Below are 24,850 nucleotides of genomic sequence, written 5' to 3' on the forward strand. Positions count from 1 at the left end.
CTTCTTCGTATCCCGGTGTGTTATCTTGTGCATCATTCGGTACTACTGTCACTTTCGCCGGTGTTTCCTCACTTGATCCATCCGGATATGTCACTTTCACCGGAATATCTACTGATGTTCCTGGTGTCGCATCCGCCGGTGGCGTTACTGTTACTGTTCCATTATTTGGATCTACTTCCGCTGTCCAGCCTTCTGGAACACCACCTGTTGGAATCTCATATTGACTTCCTGGTGGTATTGTCGTATCTCCTGTTTGTGGCACTGTTATCGGTACGTTCGGCTTTGTGCGTCCTTCTTCATATCCTGGTTCATGTGTTTCTGTTTGTGGAATTTCAGCAGGAATAGTTATTTCTGCTGCAGACAAATCTGTTCTCATTATCCCATTAGAATATCTATTTGCCATTTGACTTGAAGTAATTAAGAAATTGTATTTATCACTTTTATTTAACCCCAAATCATTTACAGTTGCTTGCCAAGTTTTACCTGCGTATGTTGCCGTTAGTGTGCTAGAAGCAGCATCATAACTAAGAATGACATCGTTTAAACGCTGACCATGAAATTTTCCATCATTGTAATCCGGAGCGTTATCTGCATATTGAATTTTATTAACTGGTTTATCTTTACTGCCTAAAGCATTTGTTCCAACTTGCTGCGTTGTACCATCAGCACCATTTTTAACAAATGTTCCATAGCCTATCTTAACAGCACCAATGTTAGTAAGATTATTTGTTTTATCTTTATCTAAAGGATCCGCTTTACCTCCTACATTATTGTAAGACGTATCGATTTTAAATCCAGCAGCATTTGCCATACCTCTATCTCTCAAAATACCGCCTTGATCTAAGAAATCCTGTCCACTACCTGTTGTAAAGATAAATCCCCATCCATCTGAATCAGTTGTATTCGACTGGTTATTATTTGCTACACGAAGTTTAATCCTAAAATCTTTATCAAAACTTATTTGTTGATCAAACTGCAAAGCACCCTTTGTCCCTGTATTCGGTTTTGTAACAGGATTAATAGCTGTTAACGTACCTGCATTTGGGAATTCTTCTGGATAAGTTTGGTGTACAACGTCACCATATTTTTTGAAATGTTCAGTGCCTGAAACCGTTACCATCTGAGTTGTTGTATCACCAACAGCTCTTAAAGCAGATCTATAGAAAGCATTAGATGGACTCGTACTTAAGTTTAATAATGCCGCTGTTGGTTGTTGATTCATCTTCTCTGCATATGCCTTGAGTTGTGCATAGGTAATTGCTGCTTCAGCTTCCTTTGCTGATAATACATTAAAGTTTTTTGGTAAGTTTTGAGACACTACTTCATCAAATTGCGCATCTCTTGATGTTACATTTTCATTTGTCTCACTAACATAATTACTTTCTACAGAAGTATTTAGAGGACTTTTTGGTGGATTCGTCTCCTCTGTTTCTGTATCAATGACTGTGCCATCCTCATTAGACGTTCCCTGACTTGACACTTTTGTTTCTAATACGTTATCCTTCTCAATAACATTACGCAATTTAGCATCAGTTGTTTTATTATTTTCAGTCACTTTTTCTTCTGCTGATGGTTCCTCAACTTGATTTTCGTCATTGCTATTTTCGATGTTTTTATCTTCTTTTGCTGATTCACCTGATATGTCTTCAGTTGAAGTTAATTCTTCGTTAATGACTTTATTTTCAGAAAATTTTTCTGTATTGTTACTTTCTTGAGTGGTTCTTTGCTCATCATTATTTTGTTCTTCAATGAACGGAGCAGCTTCCACCGTTTTTTCTACATCTGTATTTTGTTCGCTAGATTGTTGCGCCGCTACAGTATTCACTGAAGAATCTTCTTCATCTGAGTTTAATGAATTATTTGTGAACCCTTGTGTTTCTGCTTTTGTCTGTTCATTAATTTCAGATGCATCTGCTTGATTCTGAACACCCAAATACAGCAATGATCCAATTAAGATTGATGCTGTACCCACTGTGAATTTCCTGATGGAATACTTGTTGAGTTTGTTAGGTAAAAAATCAAGTCTTCTTGGCTTTTTAAACTTTTTCATTTCCTGAATTACCTCCTAAATAAGATTGAAACACACTTAAGTTATTGTTGTTAAAGGTATATTTTTATAAAAACAACAATTCCTAAAATATGAATCTTCTACAATTAACATTAACACCAAATCGAATATACCTCAATATAATTATTTTTTATCTTATGTTGTAGTAAATTTATATATTGTTAACTTCATCTTTTTTTGTTTAAAATCTATGGTCTATTTTTTTATTGTATATTACATTTTTATTTTATTTTATAACTGAATATCTTGTATGATTGATTATAATGAAATGCTTATAAACACTTGTCTATACAGATGTTTATAGATTATTTTTAGGTTAGCCTAACTTTTTTGTTTACAAAACCTATATGATGTGTTATCTTAAAATTGTTCAATTCGATAAACGTATATCACATGTCATTCTCTGTAATGGCTTTGCTTTTTCATAGCGATTCATCTGGTCTCAAAGGCATAACTTGAGCCCTATGCGTACACTGTGATGACCGTATGAACGATATGAAGGCTTCTCTGATATTTTCGTTTTATCATTGAACAATTCAATTAAGGCAACGTCGCATTAGCCCTGCACAACTTGTCTTAATTGATGGTGGAACGTAATGTTACTTGATATTTGTTATTGTGCGCACACTCATATCTATGTTTTACATTACAAAGTAACAATGCTGATACCTATCTCAACATTGTTCGCATTTCAATCAAATCCGTTACTTGAAGCCAAGGGTCAAGAATCATACACATATCAGTCATTCCTAAAAAGACTACAGTAAGCAAGCATTCATATTTCCCTTAATAAGTAAAAGCCAAGTTGGACAAGCTCAGCATAGTTGATAGCAGATTGTCACAACGGAAATGTTTATCCTCCATAACTAAAGTAAGATTGAACAGCAGGTATGAATCCTATTAAACAGTTGAAGATTCGCCTATGTTATCCCTCTACTACATAGAGTGAAACGATATCGACTGTAACATGTTAATATATGCCATGATATAAATTAGCCCTTGATATTGTGACATGTATTGGGTAGTTACGTTATACCCCTAAAATTGCGTAACACCTCCAAAATTACAACTTGATTCTATAGTTAAGGTTGTTGGTATAGTGATACACTCCCTTTCATCTATAGCAACATACCGACATCTTGTATCATTTTTACAACTCTAGATAATTAAAAAAATCATCTTAAAATCTTAAAACCTTTAGACCCCTGATGTGCTTCATCTCACATCAGGGGCATTTTTTGTGGTGTGGTGGGTGTCGTGTTGGTTTTGGGCATTGGGTGCGTTGAGCATTGGGTGGGTTGAGCATTGGGTGACACAGACGTTGTTTTAAACCGTTGGCCACGCCCACCATGCTCTCTTTCCTAGGGGCTGACCCTTCAACTAAATTCGGCTTGATTGAAATGAACACCTGGTTGATGCCGAATTGGATTTTGGGAGCAGTACAGAAACCTCATGTGCAACAAAGATTTCGTCGTACTGCCCCCGCAAGGCTGACTCGACTTCTCAAAAGCGAGCGCATTGAGAAGTCAGACAGCTACTGCGATAAACAGGAACCACTATTAAAAAGTAGAAATCATATTTAGATATTTATTTTATCCCTCAGGAGTGTCGCATGGTTGGTTGGTTGCTTGCCTCGGGACTTTTCTCTTTGTGGAACATTTGCTCATTTCACCCTCTGTTACATTCAGTCACCCTACTTGCCGTGAGTGGAGATGAAGGATAGCAAAGCCCCCCGTTTTAATATTCTTCCCTTTAAATTGTGAGACATCATAAAAACAGACGTATGTGAGATTTCTCCCAAACATACGTCTACTTTTGATAAATATGTGATTTAATTACTCATTGATTTGTTTCAACGGTGGCTAATCGTAGTCGCTTATTCGTATCAAGGTGATTCATGAGCTCTTGAAATTTTGATGGTCTAGGTAGGGCATCGTTGTCACCCCTTAGAAAATCACACCACTTTTTAAAATAATATTGGCATATGGTGTTGCCTCATCTGTTCGAATAATTGCTTTCGCATGGCGTGTTTGTTTTTTAAATTTTTCATGTGAAACCATTTCAAGCGTTGGAAAATCATTTTTAACTTTTTGATACAACGCTTCATTTTCCTCTACCATTTCTCGAGCTACAATGGCTTGTTCCACGACCATATGATACATAAGCGCTTCATACACTTCTTGAAATGATGGCGTGCCTTTTTTCAATGCGATATCAATACGTTTGACCCCTTCTGGAATTGGGAGTCCACAATCCGCAATAACAATTTCATCTGTGTGACCTCACCTGCTTAATACACACGAAATTTCACAGTTTAATGTGCCAAATCTATACACCTAATTCACGTTCCAAATCCGCAAAATACGGCATGCCACCTTGTGCACCCATACCTGTTACTGAATAACTTGCTGCTAAGTTGGCAAATTCAATCGCTTTAGTTAACGAATAATCTTTTTGTAATCCGACTGCCAAGGCGCCGTTAAACGTATCTCCTGCACCCGTCGTATCTTTGACCGTTCTTTTGAAACTTGGGACTTTAACGATTTGTTCGCCGTTATGATACATTGCCCCCTCCGAACCAAGTGTCACAATGAGTTTATTTGGATATTGTGCCGTGACTTCTTCAATGGCCTCACCTTTAAATAGATGCGCGCTTTCCGTTTCATTAGGCGTAATATAATGCGCTTGTTCGATGACTTTTGCAGGCACTTCACGATAAGGTGCGGGATTTAAAATAGATACAATATCATGTTGCGCGCAGTAATCTATCACATGCGCGACTGTTTCTGCTGGAATTTCTTGTTGAATCAGCACAATATCTCCCGCTTCCATACGCGCTAAGTACGGCTGAATCCGTTCTGGTGTCACATAACCATTTGCTGATGGCACAACGATTATGCGATTGTCTTGCTGTGATAATGTAATATGAGCTGTTCCAGATGATTCACCTTCAATCACTTCAATGCCATCTATTTGCACACCATTGTCTTTAAAGTTTTGTTGAATTTGCTCACCGAATGTATCTTCACCGACACAACCGATCATATGCACTTGTTCACCGAGACGTGCTGCGGCAACAGCTTGGTTCGCACCTTTGCCCCCAGGTGTTGTAAAGAAGTCCTCACCTAACACTGTCTCACCTTGTTCTGGTACCACCTGTGAAGATACCACTAAATCCATAGACATACTTCCAATGACATAAATTTGACGCATCATTGATTCCTCCTTGTCGTTTCTCTTTCTATTAATGTGACATCTAACAATGTTTTGCGTTCTATGTTGCTTTGTCCTTCAATTTGAGCGATCAATTTTTGAGCTGCGCGTTCACCTAACGTATACGCCGGTTGTCGCACAGTCGTTAATCCAGGCACCAACCATTCCGCTAGTGGCATATCATCATAACCGACAACTTGCACATCTTCCGGTACCCGCTGTCCGTCATAATTGAGCCATTTTAATACACGAAATGCAGCTACATCATGACTACAAATGACACTGTCAATGTCGTTTTCATGAACTAAACTTAAAAATTGTGCCTCAGTCATAGCTAAATCTGATATTTCAAACACTGTACAGCCCGCTTCTTGCAACACTTTGCGTGCCGTTTCATACCGCTGTTGAAATGATTGATAACTTTGATCTTGATACACAATCAACACGCGTTGGCCCTCGCCACGGAGCACCACTTCCGCTTGCAAACGTCCCCCTTGTTGATGATTGGCTTCAACACAAAAGTCATCCTTCGTCACTCGATCGATAAGTACATGCGGTCGCTCGTCACTTTGAAGCTGTTCAAAGGCATGCTCTGTCGACAGTTGAGATGCAATAATACCACTACAATGATTCGCTTTAAAAGTCGCTAAATAATTCAACTCTTTATGCTCATTCATCGCACCATTTCCAATCATAATGTGATAACCGTGCGCCATCGCTGTATCTTCAACGCCACGTGCTACTTGTGTAAAGAAAGGGTTGCTCATATCTGGTAACAGGAGACCGAGCACTTTAGATTGTTTCATATTCAAAGTCCGTGCCACTTCATTCGGTGCATAGTCTAACTGTTGAATCGCGGCTTCAATTTTAGCTTTCGTCGCTGCTTTAACATAGCCACTCCGATTCATCGCCCGAGACACAGTTGCTACCGATACCCCCGCCAAAGCAGCCACTTCTTTAATGGTCGCCATCACACACCTCCTATTATGGAAACGTTTACATATAAATTACCACGAGTTTCACAAACGTGCAATATAAAGTGTTTCATCTCTTGTTAAAACTAGGACTTCCCGCACATTAACGGTAGTATAAAAGTCATTTTCTATTCAAAAATTACTTTATTTTTTCTTTACCACAAGCACACTACTTCGCTGTTTATCACAACAATGCTATATTTGAATTAGCAGAAATATCTTAACAGTATATCCATATTAAAGAAAATAAAAAGGAGAGAATAACAATGGCAGAGTTTACATTAGGCGATCAAATGCCGAACTTTCAATTGAACGCAACAGATGGAACAACATTCGATTTTCACCAATTCCAACAAACGCATCCGAACCAATGGTATTTTGTGATTAATTTCCGTGGCTCTTGGTGCCCTGTTTGTATGGAAGAGCTCGATAGTTTAATTAAAAATGTAGGTTACTTTGAAAAGAAAAATATTCAAATCATTTTAACGTCAAATGATACAGCAGAAAATCTTCGTCAAATGGTTGAGGAAAAACAAGTGCCTTATCCAGTGCTTGTCGATGAAAACAATGATTTTGCGAATACTTACGGGGTTTATAGCCATCCAGATGATTCGATTTATGATGACCACGGGACGCACAATGAACCTGCATATTTCTTAGTTTCTGAAGATAATCGTTTACTTTATCAACAAAAACAAACAAATCCATTTGGCCGCCCAAGCATGATTGAGTTAAGAAAGATTATTCAATATATCCAAAAAAGTTATAAAAAGGCTGAATAGTAGAAAAAGAATCGTTCTATTGGAGATGTGGTTATAACTTTATTAGTAGTGTAAATAAAACTAAGGCGTAACACTTTATTTCATCACTGTATGATCACATTTTTATTCAAAGTTCAACTCCACGTATCATTAAACCACATTGATACTGCGATAATTTACTGAGCATGAAAAGAACCCTTAACTCAAATTTCAGAAGAATGTCATCATCGCATGAACCATTATGCTGAACATTCAACGAGATTTGTAATAAGTTAAGGGTTCAAAACCTCAATCGAAATCATTTTTATTAAATTCGATTAATGAACAAGACGCCGTTAAAATCATTTTGTTAAGCCTTTTCATCTCCGCCACAGTTCACAATGGTCGGCATGAGGCTGATAAATACACAACAGACGCGCTGTTTTATGACGCTCATACTGCCAAATATAACGAATGAATTCCCAACTGATAATATCTGGATTGTCTCCGGTTTGAGGATGTATTTTACTCATCACATAGCGACGGATGACACGCAAAATGCAGCGCCAACGTGAGTCTATGAGCCATATTAACAAATCTGCGCGCGCTAATCTGTCGTCTAATGTGCCTTCATACGTGCCATCCATTATCCATGCATCTGTTTTCACAATTTCAATGACATGTCGTTGCAACACCTCTGCCGGTACAAGCGTGTCGCCCTCCCATGCATAACGATCCAAATGATATGCAGGTATATGAAGCGCCTTTCCCAATTTCGCACACAACGTCGATTTTCCCGAACCCGGCATTCCTAAAATAACGATACGTCGATACATATACATCCCCTCCTTTATTGACATTTACTATTATAAACCATCTTCAACCAATGATACGCCTTCCGATAACATTTTTCATTATTAATAAAATGATTCAACACCGCACAATTCTATAGATTTGTTTCTTGTTTATCGAAAAATTCTGATTTATTTTCTAATAATCCCTTGTATTCTGATAGGAATTAAGGTAATATGTCCATATTAAAAATTGTTGGAGGTACTGTTTATGTCATTATTCTTATTGGAAACTCAAGATTTATCATTCGCAAAAACGCCAGCAGAATTAGAAGAAAAGGTGCAATCTCTTTCTGAACAAGCAGGTCCAGAATTGATTGAAGTACAAGTCACTGAAGATTTATCACACGGTTATTTTATCGTTGAAGGTCATAGCGAAGAAGAAGCGAAACAATTTTTAGAAGATGGGTCTATTCAAGTGAGCCTAGTGAAAGAAGTCCGTCTCGTCGGTAAAGATTTAGACGAAGTGAAACAAGGTGACGTATCTATCGACTATTTAGTGACTTGGAACATTCCAGAAGGTATTACGATGGATCAATATTTAGAACGTAAAAAGAAAAATTCTGTACACTATGAAGAAGTACCTGAAGTCCAATTCCAAAGAACTTATGTTTGCGAAGATATGACAAAATGTGTATGCCTCTATAACGCACCCGATGAAGATTCGGTGCGTCGTGCACGTGAAGCTGTGAATACACCTATTGACGGCATCGAAAAAATTTAACGTCATTATTGTTATGGCGTCAATGCACAACGTCACATTTGGGAGCGAGAAATGAGTAGTCAGTCAGCTATTTGATTTTAGAATATCACATACTGTCGATACCTCTTTCTCGCTCTTTCTTATCATTATAATCCCTAGTATTTTAATAATATTTAAGGAAGGGTGATGCAATGATTGAGATTAAAACGCTACATCATTATTTTGGAGAACACCATGTCATTCAAGACTTTAATTTAACGATACCTAAAGGAAAAATTGTCAGTTTTATCGGCAAAAGTGGTTGCGGTAAGTCGACACTACTCAATATTATCGGTGGCTTTTTAACACCTACCTCGGGTGACGTTGTAATAGATCAAACACGTAAGACAGCACCGTCATCGGATTGTTTAATGTTATTTCAACACCATAACTTGTTGCCTTGGAAGACGATTAACGACAATATTAAGCTCGGTTTAACGAAAGATGTATCAAATGCTGAAATCAATACATATTTATCAACGGTCGGTTTAGCACATCAAGGTACCCAATTCCCTGCCGCGCTCTCAGGTGGAATGCAGCAACGTGTCGCCATTTGTCGTGCACTCATTCATCAACCGCGTGTCGTACTCTTAGACGAACCCCTCGGCGCACTGGATGCTTTTACACGTTACAAATTACAAGATGAACTGATCAAATTGCGGACACATACCGATGCTACACTCATTCTCGTGACGCACGATATCGACGAAGCGCTCTATTTATCTGATGAAATTGTGCTTCTCGGGGATGGGGCTCAAATTCTCAACCAATATACCATTCAGCAATCTCATCCGAGAAATCGCAGTGATGAAGCATTACTATCGATTCGGCGTCAAATTATGGAAGATTTCGCACTCAATCATCATATGGCAGAGCCGGAATATTATTTGTAAAGGAGCGAAATTTATGCAAAAAAGAGCATTGATCTTATTCATTATCGCCCTTTTCATTGTTACAGGATGCACGCCAAATTCTCAAAATCACGTCAATCAAGACAAAAAAGTACTTAAAATTGGTTACCTGCCGATTACACATGCCGCGAATTTGATGATGACGAAAGAAATCAAACAGAATAATCCGAATTATGATATTGAATTAGTGCGTTTTAACAATTGGCCTGACTTAATGGATGCGCTCAATAGTGGACGGATTGATGGCGCTTCTACTTTGATCGAACTCGCAATGAAAGCAAAATCAAAAGGTTCGCCGATCAAAGCCGTGGCACTCGGACATCACGAGGGCAATGTGGTGCTTGGTCAAAACGGCCATGACTTGCATGACTTTAACAACGACAATAATTATATGTTTGCCATTCCACACCGTTATTCCACACATTATTTACTGTTAGAAGAAATGCGCAAACAGCTCCATATCGGCCATGATCATTTTCATTATCACGAAATGGCACCTGCTGAAATGCCTGCCGCACTCAGTGAACAACGGATTGATGGTTATTCTGTCGCAGAACCATTTGGTGCACTTGGTGAACAGCTCGGTAAAGGGCATCTGTTACAACATGGTAGTGATATTATGCCCGATGCGTATTGTTGTGTCCTTGTTCTACAAGAAGATGTCATTCAACACCATCATCAAGCTGCACAACAATTTGTAAGTGACTACAAAAAAGCAGGCTACCAATTAGATGATAAAGCCAAAAGTGTCGACGTTATGTCGAAATACTATAAACAAGATCGCAAAATACTGGAACAATCTGCAAAATGGACGTCTTATGGTGATTTAACAATCCAACAAGAGGGCTATGATAACATTGCACAACTCGTAAAAGCGCATCACTTGTTTGACGCCCCATCATACGACCAATTTGTAGACAACTCATTATATAAGGAAGGGTGATTCACATGACCGCCAAACGATTCAAAAAATATTTACGCCCTTTCTATACATTCGCACTCTTTTTATTACTTTGGCAATGCGTCATTTGGATTGGACATTACCAACCTGTCTTATTACCTGGTCCAGTTCATGTCGCACAAAGTATTGGCAATTTCATCATTACCGGGGAAATATTCCTACACTTAGGCATTAGTTTATATCGCTTTATCGTCGGTTTTCTTATTGCGGTGATGCTCGCTATTCCACTCGGGATTCTTTTAGGGCGCAATCGCATACTTTATCAAGCCATTGAGCCGTTACTTCAGACGATTCGACCGATTTCACCGATTGCATGGTCACCGTTTATCGTCCTTTGGTTCGGTATCGGAAGTTTGCCAGCCATTTTCATTATTTTTATCGCTGCCTTCTTCCCTATCGTCTTCAACACGATTAAAGGTGTACGCACGATTGACAACCATTATTTAAAAATTGCTGACAACTTGAACTTACACGGGTGGTCATTATACCGTGACATCATTTTCCCTGGCGCATTCAAGCACATCATGTCAGGCATTCATGTCGCAGTGGGTACGAGTTGGATTTTCTTAGTATCAGGAGAAATGATCGGCGCGCAATCAGGACTCGGCTTTCTCATTGTCGACTCACGCAACATGTTAAACCTTGAAGATGTGTTATCCGCCATCTTTTTCATCGGTATTTTCGGTTTTCTGATCGACCGTATCATTAGTTATTTAGAAAGTCTGATTTTAAAACGCTTTGGAGAATCTTAATCAATAAAGGAGCTACACTATGACAACGATTGAAACTTTAATTGAACAAGAATTGAACCCTTACTTAGTCGAAATTGATAACGGACAATATTATGCACAGCCATTCATTCAACATTTATTTGAAAACGGCCATTTTTCAAAAGATAATCTAAAACAAAATGCGCAAGTCGTTGAAAAAGTGGCCTATTCATGCCTGACAACAGCGTTTTGTTTATGGTGCCAACTCGCCTTTTCAACGTATTTAAAACAGGCACAACAAGCGGCATTACACGAAGATTTACAACAACAAATTTTATCCGGCCAAGCTTTAGGCGCAACAGGCTTGTCTAACCCGATGAAGTCGTTCAATGCATTAGAAACATTCAACTTAACGCATCACTATGAGAGCGACCAATTGATCGTGAACGGTAAATTGCCAGCAGTAAGTAATATCGGCTATGACCATTATTTCGGTGCTATCTCACAAAATACTAAGACGAATGAACTGGTGATGTTTATTTTACAAGCGAATACAGATGGTCTCACACTTGAAGAAAAAACGAATTTCTTTGGTGTCAATGGTTCAGCCACTTACAGCATTATATTCGACAACGTAGCAGTACCCGAATCACAAATCATTACGAAAGACGCTGAGAAATTTGCGGCAACCATTCGCCCACAATTCGTCGCATTACAGATTCCTATCGCATTAGGATCTATTCAAAGTTCGCTCGATTTAATCGATCAATTTTCAAACGCACAAAACGGCATTAATGCGTATTTGGAATATGATGTTAAAAATTACAAAAAACAGTTTGAAACGTTACGTGAACAATATTATGCGTTATTGGACAAGGCACAAGGTGATTTAAACGATCATTTACTCGAAGTGATTCAATTAAAAAAAGCGTTAGGTTATTTGTTACTTGAAGTGAACCAAGCGTCAATGGTGAATGGTGGTTCCCGTGCCTATTCACCCAAAGCTCCACAAGCGCGTAAGTTGAAAGAAGGCTTTTTCTTTGCGGCACTCACACCAACATTGCGTCATTTAGGAAAACTGGAAGAGACACTTCAGATGACGTAAACAATTCAAACGCGTCACCCAATCAAAAGTGAAATCACCCTTTTACAAAATAATACTTTTCCTCGGGTATGCCTCAGGTCCCCCTCATTTGTTTGACTATCATACAAAAGTGTGGGGGAGTTGAGGCAAGTCTTTTGGAAAATGCAGACCAAAGGAAGTCGTATCCCGTGAAGCAAATATAAGGTTCAGCAATTTGTAATACTCCAGTTTTTGTACAACAATGTATGCATCATTGTGCTCCCTCCCGTCCTTCCAAAACCTCTTATTTAACATGTCGCATACGATGTTCTATACTAAGTACATATCAAACTTACTTCTATTGCCGACAAAAGGTGGTCCTATTTATGCAAGAAAAACTTTGGTCAAAAGACTTTATCTTCATCACTTTGATCAACTTTTTAATGTACATGATTCACTATATGTTGATGGTTACAGTGACAGTCTTTACCATTCATGAATTCCATGCCTCTGAAAGTATCGGTGGTCTCGCATCCGGTATTTTCATTATCGGTATGTTATTGGGACGACTCGCATCCGGACGTATAGTCGATTCGCTCCAACCTCAAAAAGTGCTCGTTTATGGCGTTATTTTTTCAATTATTACAGTGGCACTTTATTTCGTGATTCAAACACTCTCACTATTATTAATTGTGCGGTTTATCCATGGTATCGCATTTGGTTTTTCTTCTACAGCGACAGGTACGATTTCTTCACGTATTGTACCGGAAGCACGTAAGGGTGAAGGTATCGGTTACTATGCTTTAAGTGTGACAACTGCTTCTGCTGTCGGACCGTTTTTCGGTATTTTATTCAACCAATCATTCGGTTTCCGCTCCATTTTTGCACTCAGTTTAGGAGTGATCATTGTCGCATTTGTTCTTGCACTTGCCTTGAAACCATTACCTAAAGTAGAAATATCTACAGAAAGCGAACCATTGAAAGGCATTCGCGCATTTATTCAAAAAGATGCGATTCCCGTCTCTTTCGTCTTAGCTGTCATTGGCGTCGCATATTCAAGTGTCCTGTCATTTTTATCTGTGTATACAGAATCGATAAATTTACCGACTGTCGCGAGTTACTTTTTTATCGTGTATGCAATCACCTCTTTTATCACACGACCTTTTACAGGGAAAATCTTCGACCAACGCGGACACAATGCCATTATGTATCCTGTCATTGCTATCTTCGCGATAGGACTTTTCATATTGAGTAGCGCGCAAAGTACATGGCTCATCACGCTGTCCGCTATATTTATCGGTATGGGTTACGGAACGATTGTGCCAAGCGGTCAAGCTATCGTCGTACAACAAGCACCGCGTCAAAATGTAGGGCTTGCGACATCGACATTTTACATTTTCTTAGACTTCGGTGCAGGTTTCGGTCCATTTTTATTAGGCTATCTCATTTCATCATGGGGCTTCCGTGCACTTTACATTGCGATGGCCGTATTAGCACTTGTCGCACTCGTAATCTATTATTTCGTACACGGACGCCATGTCGCACAACATTCAAAATAAACATCAAAGGACTCGCCATTCAATGGTTGAGTCCTTTTCATTTGGAAGACCGTTTTCTCTTCAATCTTACGTTTCCATTCCTATACCGAATTGCCCAATTGAAAATTTTTTCATCTCCCATGTAAACGACTGAAAACAGTGTGGCCACTCAATTTATCATACTTTAAAAATTGTCTAATCTTTGTCTATTGTCTGAAAATACAAATTTTTTATTTTTACAATCATTGTAACTGTGTTATATTTCATGTAAGGGCTTACATAAAAAGTGTAAAAGGAGGCTCTGCAACATGAAAATGTGTACATGGGCAGCGATTCCGTCACTTGTTAAAACGGGTGATGTGATTGGTTTGGCCGCACTGACCGTTTCCAACTTGCCCGCAGCACTACTCTCATCGTTAATTGAACATTACAATCAACATCACGAACCGACACAATTGACGATGATGATGGCGAATGACATTAGTAGTCGTGGTCTGGCAACCGAATTAGATGACTTTGTTGAGCGGCACATGGTAGACCGTGTCATTATGAGTATTATGACCGCTTCTCCTCGCACAGCTCAAGCGATTAAACATAATGAGTTGGAGGCGTACTTTTTACCTCAAGGGGTTATCGCAACACACTATCGTCAAACGAATGCGATTACGCCAGGTGTCATTACAAAAATTGGTTTGAATACCCATATTGATCCGCGCTATCAAGGTGGGCGCGTCAATGATAAGACGACTGCATCCCTCGTCTCATTTTTGAACATTGATGGCGAAGATTTTTTGCATTATCAATTACCACCATTAGATGTCGCATTACTTCGAGGCACATACGCGGATGAACAAGGCAATATTTACATGGACGAAGAAGCACATCTCGGTGAAAGTTACAGTTTAGCGCTCAATGCAAAGTCCAATGGTGGCACGGTCATCGTACAAGTCAAAGCTATCGTTGATAAAGGTCAACAAAATCCGAACCACGTGTATATTCCTGGATCACTTGTCGATTACGTGTACGTCGTTGAAGATACATCACAGCATCGTCAAGTTGTCCAAACGATGTATCAACCAACGTTATCCGGACAGGCACGCATTGACATCATACCTGAGCCGCCACTCCCGTTCAACGTCCGAAAACTGATGTTGCGACGTGCAGCCCAATTTTTAAGTGTTGGGGACACGATGAGTATCGGTTACGGTATCAACAATGAATTGACAAACCTTCTGCATGAGGAACACGTCAATGATTTGGTTCAGCCGATTATGGACATTGGTATTTTCGGTGGTTTTATAGGTAGTCGTGAACATTTCGGGATGAATTACAATTCCGACGTGCGCATGCGTCACGAATTAACGTGGGACTATATCTACAACGGGGGTGTCTCAATTGCATTAATGAGTTTTGCGGAGGTCGACCAACATGGCAACGTCAACGTCTCCTACTTCGGCAATCGCATGAATGGTTGTGGTGGCTTTATCGATATTAGTCAATCTGTACAAAAGCTGATTTTGACCGGCACACTCATCGCAGGCGCCAAGCTCAGTATAGAAAACCAACAATTGTCCGTAGTAGAAGAAGGTCATACACAAAAGTTTGTTGAGACAGTGAGTAACATTGATTTCAACGCATCGTACGCCAAGTCATTACATCAAGAAGTCTTTTTCGTCACAGACCGCGCTGTATTCGAACTGCAAGAAGACGGCCTCACCTTGATAGAAGTGGCACCAGGGCTAGACATCGAGCAAGATATCATTGCTCAAATGGGCTTTACACCAAAAATTTCACCACAATTAAAAGAGGTAGATCCCACGATGTATCAAGCAAAATGGGGGCAATTACGACAGATGATTCAGTCAAACAGAATAGTATAAACAAGGGGGTATAAAGAGATGAACTTCGATTGGATTAAAACGCGTGCAGATTTTGATGTGGAGAAGCCTGCAGTCATTGATCACCTTAAAGGGACACAATGGTCATACCAACAGCTGAATATTCGTGCAGATCATATGGCACATTATCTGACAAAACAAGGCATTCAAAAAGGCGATGTCGTCGGTGTCCTCGCACCAAATGATGTCGCATTATTGGATTTACTGTTCGCCTGCTTCAAAACGGGAGCTGTTTTCTTACCGATTAACTGGCGTCTCAATCCTAAAGAAATTGCAGCAATTGTCGAGGATTCAACTTTGAAACTATTGTTTTACGCTGAAAAGCATTTAAGTTCACTGAATGAGGTTAACCCAAAATACTTGCATATGGATATTGATTCCGATGCGTATAACCAAATTGTTGACCCCTCACAACATTCTGTATTTAAAGCTATTAACGTAGAGTCAACCGACCTTGCCGCTTTAATTTACACAAGTGGAACAACTGGCGTACCTAAAGGGGTCATGTTTTCGTATGAATCCTTCGTGCATAATGGTGCCAATATTGAACTGACATATAAATTCAACTCAGACTACCTCACTATTATTTCAACTCCGATGTTTCATGTTTTAGGTTTTAACGATACAGTGTTACCGACTCTAATGGCAGGCGGCACGCTCGTCTTACAACGCTATTTTAATGGAGAAGAACTTAACAACATGATTGCGCAATATCACCCAGACTTTCTCATTATGATTCCAACAATGTATTACAGCACACTGACACAAGACAATTTCAATCCAGAACATTTTAGAGCTATGAAATATGTGATTCAAGGAGGATCGCAACCATTACCGAGCATTCAACAAGCATTCAAAAAGCACGGCATCAACATCATTAACGGTTATGGTCTCACTGAAGCACCGCTCGTGTTGGTTAACACGCCAGAAAATGCCCGACAAAAACCTATGAGCATCGGAAAAGCAGTGATGTTTGTCGATGCGAAAGTGTTAGATGATAACAAAAACGAAGTCGGACTTAATGAAATTGGTGAACTAGCCATTCGCGCCAAAAATGTCACACCTGGTTATTGGAATAAACCTGAGGAAACGGCCAAAATTTTTCACAATCAGTATTTACTGACTGGTGACTTAGCTAAAAAAGATGTAGATGGTGACATTTTTATTATCGATCGTAAAAAAGAATTGATTATTACTGGTGGCGAAAATGTTCTTCCATCAGAAGTTGAAAATGCACTCGCGGAGCATCCACTCATTGATCGCTGTGTTGTCGTCGGTTATGAACATCCGAAATACGGCGAGTCTATTGCAGCAGCGATCATTTTAAGAGAGCAACCTGAGGACTATGTTGACCAACTCGACCAACATATGCGTGAGCGATTAGCTGGATACAAAGTGCCACGTATGTATTTACCGGTCACACACATGCCACTTAATTCAACACAAAAACCAGATAAATTAGCTATTACGAAAATAATGAATGACAAAGCACAGCAACAAACATCTGAGCAATAATCAGCTCATCATATCACTATTAGGAGGTTTACTTTTATGACTACAGATAAAAAAACCACATTAAAACAATTGTATCCTGAAGATATTTTAAGCATTGCGAAAGGTTTAACAGACGGTGAAGTGGCATTATTACAGCAACTCAATGACCTATTAGAAAGTAAATATCGTCAAGACATCAACCAACATTGGATCGATGCGACGGTGCCTGAAGACTATTTTCAAGATATTGGAAACTTGAACTATTTTACAAACCCACTTCTTTATCAAGGGCGTGAAGAAGCCAAAACACCGAGCCAATTGTTTCAATTTTTCATGTCATATACGATTGCACGCTTTGATGTTTCTTTAGCGACACTGCTCGGTGTACACCAAGGTCTCGGTCATAATACATTTTTATTCGGGGGCAGTTCAGAACAAGTCGCAAAATACGTGCCTAAACTTCAATCTCATGAATTACGCACATGTTTTGCCTTGACTGAGCCCAATCATGGTTCAGATGTCGCGGGGGGACTTGAAACAGTCGCTGAACGTCATGGTGATGAATGGGTCATTAATGGTGCTAAAAAATGGATTGGTGGTGCGCATGTATCTGATGTCATCCCGGTCTTTGCCGTCAATAAAGAGACAGGGCAACCACATTGCTTCGTAGTTAAACCTGATCAAGAAGGCGTAGAGATTGAGGTCCTTCAACATAAAATCGCACTACGTATCGTGCCAAATGCTGAAATCCGGCTCAATCATGTCAAAGTGAAAGAAGCTGACCGCCTCCAAAATATTACAAGTTTCAAAGACATTGCTAAAATTTTATACTCCACACGTGCCGGCGTTGCTTACATGGCAACAGGTGCACTCGCTGGTACATTACGCGCAACACTCGGTTATGTGAAGGAACGTCAGCAATTTGGAAAATCGATTAGTCAATATCAACTTATCCAAGAAAAACTCGCTATGATTCAAGGTAATTTAACTCACGCGATGTCTATGAGTGCACAACTTGCTCGGATGCAAGAAAATGGTGAATATGATGAAGTAGCGACCTCTACTGCGAAAATGATGAATGCACTCCGCTTACGTGAATCAGTCGCAATGGGTCGTGGCATTACTGGAGGAAACGGAATACTCGCTGGAGAACACGATATTGCACGCTTTTTCTCTGATGCTGAAGCGATCTACACGTATGAAGGCACACATGAAATGAATGCTCTTGTCATCGGCCGTGCACTGACAGGTGTGTCCGCATTTGTATAAAAAAGCAATTATAAGCCAAAAAGCGAACTATGGGAGGAATATATGATGACAATTAGAAAAGTAACAGTCCTCGGTGCAGGGACAATGGGGGCACAACTCGCTGCGCTCCTTGTCAATGCAGGACTCAAAGTAAAACTATTAGATATCGTCATTGATCACAACGACCCGAACAAAATTTCAAAAGCAGCATACGATAAAATCACACATCCGAAAAAACCGTTACTATTTGACCTTGCACTTGCGCCACATCTCACATACGGAAATTTTGAAGCTGACTTAGCTAATGATGATGCGGATCTTTATTTAGAAGCCGTGAAAGAAGATTTAGAAGTTAAACATCAGTTATGGCAACAAGTCGCACAAACTGCAAAACCAGAAGCATTATTTGCGACGAATACGTCTGGGATTCCGATTGAAGCAATTGCTAAAGCGTTTAGTCCAGAAGATAAGAAGCGTTTTTTCGGTCTACATTTCTTCAATCCCCCACGCATTATGAAATTAGTCGAGCTCATTCCAAACGCTGAGACCGACCCGACGCTCATTGACAACGTTCAAACATTCACACAAGAAGTTCTCGGCAAAGGGGTGATCGTTGTCAATGATGTCCCAGGCTTTGTAGCGAATCGTATCGGCACGCAAACGATGAACGATATTATGTATCGCGCAGAGCAACAAGGTTTCTCAATTACAGAAATCGACGCGCTCACAGGTAAAATTATTGGACGTCCGAAAACAGGCACATACGCGTTATCTGACCTTGTCGGCTTAGACATTGCAGTATCAGTCATTCGAGGATTACAACAAGTGCCTGAAGAACAACCCTTCTTCCAAGATGTCAAGCTTGTCGACACGCTCTATGAAGCAGGTGCACTCGGCCGAAAAACAAAACAAGGTTTCTACAAAAAAGCGCGCAAACAAAAACAACGCCTTGTCTATGATGTCGATCAACAAGAATATGTTCCCCTAACACAACCAGAGTTACCTATTCTCACCACTTTTACTAAAGACTTAGCGCACAACTTAGACGTGATATTCAATGCAACAGACAGAGCTGGTCAATTTTTATGGGAAACGCTACGCAATAACTTTTATTATGCAGCACGCAATGTTCCAAAAGCAACCGATGATTTTCAAGACATCGATCGTGCACTTGTTTGGGGATTCAATTGGAAGTTAGGCCCTTTTCAATTATGGGACTTGATGGGATTTGATCGTGTAAAAACGCGCATTGAAGCAGAACTTGGGACTTTACCTGAGTGGATTCAACAAATAGAAGATGGCTTTTATGGAGAGTGTGAAACAATTGATGTCGTTACACCTATTGAGCATCAACTTGATAAAATTCTTTGGCAACGTAAAGACTCACAACTCGCTATCGTGAATGCACATCAACTGTTGCTGAAGCTTAGAAGTTACAATAACGTCATTACTGATGCTTTTAACGATGACTTGGTCGAAGCGATTGATATGTTGGAAAATGAACCTTATTCAAGTATGGTGATTTATGCTGACGGCCCACATTTTAGTGTTGGTGCTAATCTATACGAAATGAAAAAAGCATACGAAACGAATCAAATCGATAAACGGATCGCACCTTCAATTGATCGGTTACATGCAAGTTTCAATCGATTAAAATATAGCGAAAAACCGATTGTCACTGCCATTCATGGTCGTGTACTGGGTGGGGGTTGCGAACTTGCCCTCCACTCTCCATTCATCGTAGCAAGTAGTGAAACATATATGGGCCTTGTTGAAGCAGGGGTCGGTCTATTACCAAGTGGTGGTGGCCTCGCAGAAATGAGTGACCGTATTTTAAAAACAACACATATGATGAACGACAAACAAGCAAGCATGACACAACTTCTTATGACAGTAGGCTTAGCGAAAGTGTCAACCAATGCTTTTGAAGCACAGCGTTATGGCTTCTTACGACCAACAGACACCATTATTTTCAATCAAGAACGCCGTGTCCAAATCGCTTTACAACGTGCACAATACGAGGCAGATGCACATTATATGCCAGCGACTGAAAGACAATATCTTGCACTAGGCAAAGATTTTCTCTCACTCGCCCAAGGACAGCTTGATGCCCAACGCCTCGGCCACTATATCAGCAAACATGATTATGACATTGCGTTACGTATTGCAACAGTTTTATCAGGTGGTGACTTACCACGCAATACGTATATTCAACAACGTTACATTCAACAATTAGAAAAAGTGCATTTCTTAGAACTTATCAAAACTGAAAAAACGTATGACAGAATCACATATATGCTCGAAAATGGAAAACCGTTACGAAACTAATTTAAATAGAGAGGATGATTGGCATGAGAGAAGCTTATATCGTCGCTTATGGCCGTTCTGCAGTCGCTAAAGCAAAAAAAGGTGCGCTTTTTCATGAACGACCAGATGATGTTGCAGCAGAAGTATTAAAAGGGGTCCTCAATCGTATAGATGGCGCATTTCACCCTGATATGGTTGAAGATGTTATAGTCGGTAACGCATTCCCAGAAGGACTACAAGGTCAAAATATTGCAAGAACCATTGCGTTACGTGCTGGCCTTCCTAATAGTGTACCTGGCCAAACCGTTAATCGTTATTGTTCATCTGGATTACAAACGATTGCACTCGCTGCAAACCAAATCATGGCTGGTCAAGGCGATATTCTCGTAGCAGGTGGCATTGAGTTCATGAGTGCTGTACCCATGGGTGGAAATGAACCAACCAACAACCCTACATTACAACAACAAGATGTAGGGGCGTCATATCCAATGGGACTCACTGCTGAAAATGTTGCTGAGACGTACCAAGTAGCAAGAGAAGATCAAGATGCTTATGCTGTTCAAAGTCATCAACGTGCAACAGAAGCCCAGCAAAAAGGGAAATTCACAGATGAAATCATCCCCATTCGTGTCAACAAAGTCAGTTACGATGAGAACGGTCCACGTGTCGATACAGAAATATTTGATACCGATGAGCTAGTGAGACCCGATACGCATATGGAAGCGCTATCACAATTACCGACTGTATTTAAAGCTGATGGTACCGTGACAGCTGGAACATCAGCGCCATTATCAGATGGTGTCGGGTTTGTTGTACTCATGTCTAAAGAAAAAGTAACAGCATTAGGTGTCACGCCTATCGCAAGGTTTGTGGGCTATAAAGCAGTGGGCGTCGATCCAAAGTTGATGGGGATTGGACCTGCTTTTGCGATTCCTGAAGTACTAGATTTAACACATTTAACCATTGACGATATCGATCTCATTGAATTAAATGAGGCTTTTGCATCTCAAACTATCGCCTCTATGCGTGAAGTCGGGTTATCTGAAGAAAAAACGAATGTAAATGGTGGTGCCATTGCTTTAGGACATCCGTTGGGCGCAACAGGTGCTATTTTAACAGCAAGATTGTTGGCTGAAATGAAAAAACGCTCAAATGTGCGCTATGGTATGGTGACGATGTGCATCGGTGTCGGTATGGGCGCAGCTGGTGTTTTCGAACTGGTTTAAAAACTACTTATTAGGAAAGGGACTGGACAACTCTTTGTGTGTTCCAGTCCCTTTTATCGTTTTAAGCTTTGAATATTTGATTAAAGGCCTCTATTGTCGTTTCATTAGCATGATCTTGTTGATATTGTAAGCGTAGTTTAAAATAACGCTTTTTGAGATTGATATCTTTTAAAGCTTGTATTAAAGCACTTGCATCCTTTTCTTTTTCAAATAAATTTTCAGGTGCTGTGAAACGACGATTATGTGCAATGTCACTATAACCTAAAATGAGCATGTTAAAATCAAAGGCCTTTTTGACGGCATTGATAATTTCTCCACCGTTATTAATATCTAAGTAAACATCACATTTACGATAAACTGTTTCGACAGTATCCAATTCAATCGCTTGGTATAAATGCACATTCGCGTAACGCTCAAATGCTGTCAACTTAGATGACATCTCTGTTACCGCACCAATATGAAACTGAGCGAATGGGCAAGATTGTACAATCGCTTCTAGATTTTCAATTTGATCCGAGTTAGTCATAGTTAAAATGTTCATGGTGTAATTATTTTCTGATTGATAGTTGTATAAATAACCACTGTGCGCAATAAATTGACGTTCTTCATCTGTCAATTGTGCATAGATGTTTTCATATTCTTCACGCTCAGGTATTAAAATTCGACAATGACGTGGTGTGTCTTTTTCAAGAATCACACGCATATTGCCAGGAATTTCGCCATAAGATGTTTCCTGCCAGAATAAAATATCATTTCCTGGTATATCTAATTGATACAGTATCAAAAATGGTGTACTCAGCGAATTGATAACAATGTTTTCCAAATTAACATCAATTGCCTTTAGGAAAAACGTATAAAAATCGATACTATCGCTAAAATGATACTGCTCACCTTTCCACGTTAAAATTACACTTGAAGCGACAAAATTTTCATAAATCACTTCGTTGCCTTGTTGATCCAAATAGCGGCGAAAAATCATATTTCCTGTCAAATCGTATACTGTTTGTGCATAACGAAAACCATGTTGATTGTAATGATCAACATACTGAAGTTGGCCTTTTCGATTGAGCCATTCCACATGACTGACAAGGCGACGTTTCTCTGACGGATGAAAATATATCATCGCCCGTCGATCACTCATATCTTTAACCCACGCTTCATCATTGTTCCCTTCAATCTCCCAAAAGCGTGGCACAGGAACTTCGTTAAAATATCGTGCGCGCTGTTTGTCAGGGACTTGATAATTTGCAAAGAATTGATACGGTGAACGAATGCCCTCTGGTAAAAATCCATCATCAACTAAAACAATTGTCTCATCATGGTGACCCGATATCCTTAACGTTTCGTATAGTTCACGTGTATCACTGTTAAAATACTCAAATAAATTAACCATGTAACACCTCTCCTATTAATTCTTTCCATTTTTGTCGCGTATTCTCTATTAAATATGGCGTCGCAATCGCATACGATGTTTCATGAGGGTCAACAGGTCCATCATTGAAAAAGCGAATGATTGCTTGAGCTAAACTGTCAATTATTTTTTCATTACTATCTTCTTTAACTTCTATAGGCACAAGATAACCATTTTTTCCATCTCTAATAAAGGTTGGATTGCCATAATTCACATCAAAGCCAATCATCCCTAAACCTGAACCTACAGCTTCCATAAGGGTAAGGCCAAACCCCTCACTTGTTGAAGCCGCAACAAACAATGGATAATTCTTATAAATATCATCTAGTTTCTGATGTCCCAGCAACCGGATATAATCGTGTGCGCCCAGTTTTTCAATCCAGTTTTCAATGGACTCACGTTCCCCGCCTTCACCATAAATATCAAAAGTGAGTTCAGGTACCTCTTTCTTCGCAATACTCGCAGCACGAACCAGCCAATCAATATGCTTTTCACTTGCTAATCTTGAAGCAGTCACCATGCGATATGCATGTCGCGGTGACGCTGGCTTGTTAAGTTGATTTAAACTCCCTACTGGTACTGTATAAATCGGTGGCTCAGCGTTGAGATATTGCTTGAATTGTTGTGACAATATCTCATTTTGACGTTCTGTAGCAGTAATATAGAAATCAATCTCTTTTACATTTGTAAATTGATATTCATAATAATTGTTCCACAAAATGTGATCCTCGTCCGTCGCATTTTCACTGAAGTGTTCCGCATGCACTACAACGCCTACTTTACTATCCCCTTTATTTTGGAGCATCGCTTGTCCTACTTTAGTTGCACGATCATAAATGACAATATCTTCAGATGTTAGCTTTAAGTTTTGAATAAAGTATGCGACAAATTCCTCTTTTGTATAAAATAGTTGATCTTTAAACGCATAAACATGAGTACCCTCATCAATATACTCTGTGTAAACAACCGAACCATCTTCATTATAATAATGTCTCATGTATAACTTAGCTTTTTGGTCAGCCGGAGCATAATACTCTGAAAAAGTTCGTGTGTAGCTATAATAATCTTTTCGTACCAATTTGTTATTAATCACAAATTCTGCGCAATCCACATAAGGTTCATCTTCATTCTTTAAATAACATGTAATAAAGCTGCCCGGTTGTTCTAAATATAACCATCGCACAGAACCGTCTACTTCTTCACGAACCACTTCTTCATGGATAGAAGACTTTATATCGTCAATTGTATATGTGGTGGGTGCAATTTTAATGTCTGTAAAATATTGATATAGCCATATCACTTCATCATCTTGAAAACCCAAATTGGATGTTAAAGTTTGTATGTTTTCTGAACTCATAAAATCTAAAAATACAAATTTCAAAGGAACATCAAGCCCGCGTAACGCTTCAGCGCGATACTTTTGCGCATATTCTACTCCACTACTTGCCCATCCAATACCGAAATTAATATTATAAATTGTCATGCTCTCATCACC

18 protein-coding genes and 1 pseudogene are annotated in these 24,850 nt (G+C 39.5%); 12 read left to right on the top strand and 7 right to left on the bottom strand.

What is annotated here, in order from left to right; all coding sequences use genetic code 11:
- The 4 genes and pseudogenes from BJK46_RS09895 to BJK46_RS09910 form a co-directional block, all read right to left on the bottom strand.
- The coding region (locus tag BJK46_RS09895; protein ID WP_142671672.1) for a YPDG domain-containing protein at positions 1-2,050 on the bottom strand (2,050 nt) is incomplete at its 3' end.
- A gap of 1,964 nt (positions 2,051-4,014) precedes the next feature.
- Positions 4,015-4,404, bottom strand: a pseudogene (rbsD, locus tag BJK46_RS09900) (D-ribose pyranase).
- Positions 4,397-5,281: a ribokinase gene (gene rbsK / locus BJK46_RS09905; protein ID WP_041614892.1), complete on the bottom strand. Its 885-nt coding sequence runs from the start codon at positions 5,279-5,281 to the stop codon at positions 4,397-4,399. Before rbsK ends, rbsD begins: the two are co-directional and overlap by 8 nt.
- Positions 5,281-6,252, bottom strand: coding sequence for a LacI family DNA-binding transcriptional regulator (locus tag BJK46_RS09910; protein WP_014612839.1), 972 nt, complete (start codon positions 6,250-6,252; stop codon positions 5,281-5,283). The genes rbsK and BJK46_RS09910 overlap by 1 nt, the downstream gene beginning before the upstream one ends.
- 269 nt (positions 6,253-6,521) lie before the next feature.
- Between BJK46_RS09910 and BJK46_RS09915 the strand changes: the two genes are divergently transcribed.
- On the top strand, positions 6,522-7,037 hold the full coding sequence (locus BJK46_RS09915) for a peroxiredoxin family protein (protein WP_014612838.1): 516 nt from the start codon (positions 6,522-6,524) through the stop codon (positions 7,035-7,037).
- Positions 7,038-7,375: 338 nt separating this feature from the next.
- On the opposite strand, the gene BJK46_RS09920 is transcribed toward BJK46_RS09915, so the two are convergent.
- The gene (locus BJK46_RS09920; RefSeq protein WP_063279034.1) at positions 7,376-7,831 is read right to left on the bottom strand and encodes a P-loop NTPase family protein; all 456 of its coding nucleotides are present in this window, start codon (positions 7,829-7,831) and stop codon (positions 7,376-7,378) included.
- A 226-nt stretch (positions 7,832-8,057) separates the two neighbouring features.
- Between BJK46_RS09920 and BJK46_RS09925 the strand changes: the two genes are divergently transcribed.
- From BJK46_RS09925 to BJK46_RS09975, 11 genes are all read left to right on the top strand, one after another.
- Positions 8,058-8,570 (top strand): DUF4242 domain-containing protein, encoded by a 513-nt coding sequence (locus BJK46_RS09925; RefSeq protein ID WP_014612836.1) that lies wholly within the window; start codon positions 8,058-8,060, stop codon positions 8,568-8,570.
- Positions 8,571-8,740: 170 nt separating this feature from the next.
- Positions 8,741-9,481 carry an ABC transporter ATP-binding protein gene (locus BJK46_RS09930; RefSeq protein WP_063279033.1) on the top strand — a complete coding sequence of 247 codons (741 nt, stop codon included), beginning with the start codon at positions 8,741-8,743 and terminating at the stop codon, positions 9,479-9,481.
- Positions 9,482-9,494: 13 nt separating this feature from the next.
- Positions 9,495-10,442, top strand: a complete 948-nt coding sequence (locus BJK46_RS09935; RefSeq protein WP_014612834.1) for an ABC transporter substrate-binding protein — start codon at positions 9,495-9,497, stop codon at positions 10,440-10,442.
- A 5-nt stretch (positions 10,443-10,447) separates the two neighbouring features.
- Complete coding sequence (locus tag BJK46_RS09940) at positions 10,448-11,212, top strand: ABC transporter permease (RefSeq protein WP_015729730.1); 765 nt, start codon at positions 10,448-10,450, stop codon at positions 11,210-11,212.
- A 19-nt stretch (positions 11,213-11,231) separates the two neighbouring features.
- Positions 11,232-12,275: an acyl-CoA dehydrogenase family protein gene (locus BJK46_RS09945; protein ID WP_063279032.1), complete on the top strand. Its 1,044-nt coding sequence runs from the start codon at positions 11,232-11,234 to the stop codon at positions 12,273-12,275.
- 344 nt (positions 12,276-12,619) lie between these two features.
- Positions 12,620-13,792, top strand: coding sequence for an MFS transporter (locus BJK46_RS09950; RefSeq protein WP_103263447.1), 1,173 nt, complete (start codon positions 12,620-12,622; stop codon positions 13,790-13,792).
- 287 nt (positions 13,793-14,079) lie between these two features.
- On the top strand, positions 14,080-15,651 hold the full coding sequence (fadX, locus tag BJK46_RS09955) for a fatty acid degradation protein FadX (protein WP_014612830.1): 1,572 nt from the start codon (positions 14,080-14,082) through the stop codon (positions 15,649-15,651).
- 18 nt (positions 15,652-15,669) lie between these two features.
- Positions 15,670-17,184 (top strand): long-chain-fatty-acid--CoA ligase FadD, encoded by a 1,515-nt coding sequence (gene fadD / locus BJK46_RS09960; protein WP_015729735.1) that lies wholly within the window; start codon positions 15,670-15,672, stop codon positions 17,182-17,184.
- Between the two features lie 36 nt (positions 17,185-17,220).
- The gene (gene fadE / locus BJK46_RS09965) at positions 17,221-18,432 is read left to right on the top strand and encodes an acyl-CoA dehydrogenase FadE (RefSeq protein WP_103263448.1); all 1,212 of its coding nucleotides are present in this window, start codon (positions 17,221-17,223) and stop codon (positions 18,430-18,432) included.
- A 45-nt stretch (positions 18,433-18,477) separates the two neighbouring features.
- Complete coding sequence (fadB, locus tag BJK46_RS09970) at positions 18,478-20,739, top strand: 3-hydroxyacyl-CoA dehydrogenase/crotonase FadB (protein ID WP_103263449.1); 2,262 nt, start codon at positions 18,478-18,480, stop codon at positions 20,737-20,739.
- A gap of 23 nt (positions 20,740-20,762) precedes the next feature.
- Complete coding sequence (locus BJK46_RS09975) at positions 20,763-21,944, top strand: thiolase family protein (RefSeq protein ID WP_014612826.1); 1,182 nt, start codon at positions 20,763-20,765, stop codon at positions 21,942-21,944.
- 61 nt (positions 21,945-22,005) lie between these two features.
- Here the strand turns inward: BJK46_RS09975 and gtfB are convergent, their stop codons facing one another.
- Together gtfB and gtfA are read right to left on the bottom strand one after the other, a co-directional pair.
- Positions 22,006-23,337, bottom strand: a complete 1,332-nt coding sequence (gene gtfB / locus BJK46_RS09980; RefSeq protein ID WP_020220167.1) for an accessory Sec system glycosylation chaperone GtfB — start codon at positions 23,335-23,337, stop codon at positions 22,006-22,008.
- Positions 23,330-24,838 (bottom strand): accessory Sec system glycosyltransferase GtfA, encoded by a 1,509-nt coding sequence (gtfA, locus tag BJK46_RS09985; RefSeq protein ID WP_100006606.1) that lies wholly within the window; start codon positions 24,836-24,838, stop codon positions 23,330-23,332. The genes gtfB and gtfA overlap by 8 nt, the downstream gene beginning before the upstream one ends.
- Positions 24,839-24,850: the final 12 nt, after the last annotated feature.

Source organism: Staphylococcus pseudintermedius (assembly GCF_001792775.2).
Classification (GTDB): Bacteria; Bacillota; Bacilli; order Staphylococcales; family Staphylococcaceae; genus Staphylococcus; species Staphylococcus pseudintermedius.